Here is a 2,244-nt window from a genome sequence, read left to right as displayed (position 1 = left end):
CCAGTGGCTCCCGCGCCATCGCCCTGGCCCTCTGCACCGCCCTGGCCGAGTACTTCGACCTGCCCCTCAACCGCGRCTCCCTGCACCAGCAGGKGGACGCGATCCTGCAGCGCCAGGCCGCCATCAACCTGGTGAACCTGGGCCAGATCATGGACACCCTCGGCCTGCGGGTGGTGCTCAGCCGCGTGCCCACCGACCGGCTGAGCCGCGTGCCCACGCCCGCCGCCCTGATGCAGAACGGCCGCATCGGCCTGCTCGACGGCGTCGACCCCGACGGCCAGGCCCGCCTGCTCGAAGCCGAGCTCGGCAGCCTGCTCGTGCCCTGCGAGCAGCTGGCCACCCACGACGGCGACCAGACTGAGCTGCTGCTGTTCCAGAAGAAGGACGACGCCAAGACCCAGAACTTCGGCTGGGGCTGGTTCCGCCCCTACCTCAGCGAGCACCGCCGCGAGCTGGTGGAGGTGCTGCTCAGCTCCGTGGTGATCAACGTGCTGCGGCTGGTATTCCCCCTCGGCATGCTCACCCTGATTCGCTCCCGCAGCGTGAGCGGCGGCATCGGCACCGTGCTCAGCATCGGTGCCGTGATGCTGCTGGCGGCCGTGATCGAAGCGCTGCTCAAGAGCCTGCGCACCTACGTGTTCACCGACACCGCCAACCGGGTGGACCAGGCCGCCAAGAGCACCGTGCTCGACCACCTGATCCGCCTGCCCCAGGGCTTCTTCGACAGCCGGCCGGTGGGCCGGGTGGTGTTCTATTTCAACGAACTCGACAAGCTGCGCGACCTGCTGCTCGGCCGCACCCTCACCTCCCTGATCGACCTGGCCTTCGTGCCCCTCTATCTGCTGGTGATCCTGTTCATCAGCCCGGTGCTGGCCCTGGTGCAGCTCGCCTCCGTGCCGGTGATCCTCGGCGTGGGCCTGCTCGCCAATCCAGCCATCAAGGCCCAGATTCAGCGCGCCAAGGGCGAGGCAATCAGCACCTACAGCTTCCTCACCGAGGCCCTCACCGGCGTGCAGACGATCAAGGCGCAGAACGCCGAACTCAAGACCCGCTGGGAATTCGAAGACCGCTACACCCGCTTCCTGGGGGAAGACTTCAAGCTGCGCGTGCTCAACGACTCCAACGCCAACCTGCTGGAGTTCCTCAATCACTTCAGTCAGCTGCTGCTGATCGTGGTGGCCATGTGGCTGGTGATCCAGCAGCAGATGAGCATCGGCGGCCTCTTCGCCGTGCGCATCCTGGGGGGCTATGTGGTGGGTCCCCTCACGCAGCTGCCGCGCCAGTGGCAGCAGATCCAGCTCGGCGCCCAGTCGCTGGCGATCGTGGCCGATGTGGTGGACAGGCCCACCGAGCAGACCCTGGCCGAAACCCAGAACATCCCCATGCCGGCGCTGCAGGGCCGGGTGGAGTTCCGCAACGTGTGTTTCCGCTACCGCGATGAGGGCCCGCTCAACCTCGAAGGCGTGAACCTGGAGATCCCCGCCGGCGCCTTCGTAGGCCTGGTGGGGGGCTCCGGCAGCGGCAAGTCCACCCTGCTCAAGCTGCTGCCCCGCTCCTATGCCCCCCTGGAGGGCGCGGTGCTGGTGGATGGCCTCGACATCAGCAAGATCGAGCTCTATTCCCTCCGCCACCAGATCGGTGTGGTGCCCCAGGAATCGATGCTGTTCGACGGGTCCATCCGCGACAACCTGCTGCTGGTGAAGCCCGACGCCACCGCCGCGGAGATGATCCGTGCCGCCCGCATCGCCTGCGCCCACGACTTCATCATGGAGCTGCCCCGCGGTTACAACACCAGCGTGGGGGAGCGGGGAGCCGGCCTCTCCGGCGGCCAGCGTCAGCGCCTCGCCCTTGCCCGGGCCGTGCTGCAGAACCCCCGCATGCTCATCCTCGATGAGGCCACCAGCGCCCTCGACGCCAGCACCGAGCGGCAGCTCTGCATCAACCTGCTGGAGGCCTTCCGCGGCCGCACTGTGTTCTTCATCACGCACCGCCTCGCCACCGTGAGGCCCGCCGATGTGATCGTGCTGATGGACAGGGGTGCGATCATGGAACTGGGAAGTCATCAGCGTCTGATGGACCAGCAGGGCTGGTATTACGCCCTCTACCGCAGTCAGAACCAGGAGGGCATGGCCTGATGCAGCGCCGACCCTCCTCCCTCGTGAACCTCTACGACCGCTGCCTGCACTGGCTGCGCTCGCCCCTGAATCGCCGCCCGCGGGCCTTCGGCAGCCCGCGGGCGGCGAT

At 67.7% G+C, this 2,244-nt stretch carries 1 protein-coding gene; it reads left to right on the top strand.

What is annotated here, in order from left to right:
- Positions 1 to 2,135, top strand: a 2,135-nt coding sequence (locus tag IQ216_RS13545; RefSeq protein ID WP_193815887.1) for a peptidase domain-containing ABC transporter, incomplete at its 5' end; no start/stop codon positions are given.
- Positions 2,136 to 2,244 lie beyond the last annotated feature (109 nt).

The sequence above is a fragment of the Cyanobium sp. LEGE 06143 genome (assembly GCF_015207535.1).
GTDB lineage: Bacteria > Cyanobacteriota > Cyanobacteriia > PCC-6307 > Cyanobiaceae > NIES-981.
Note: the sequence above shows the minus strand (reverse complement) of the source record. Positions and strands in the feature narration are given on the sequence as shown.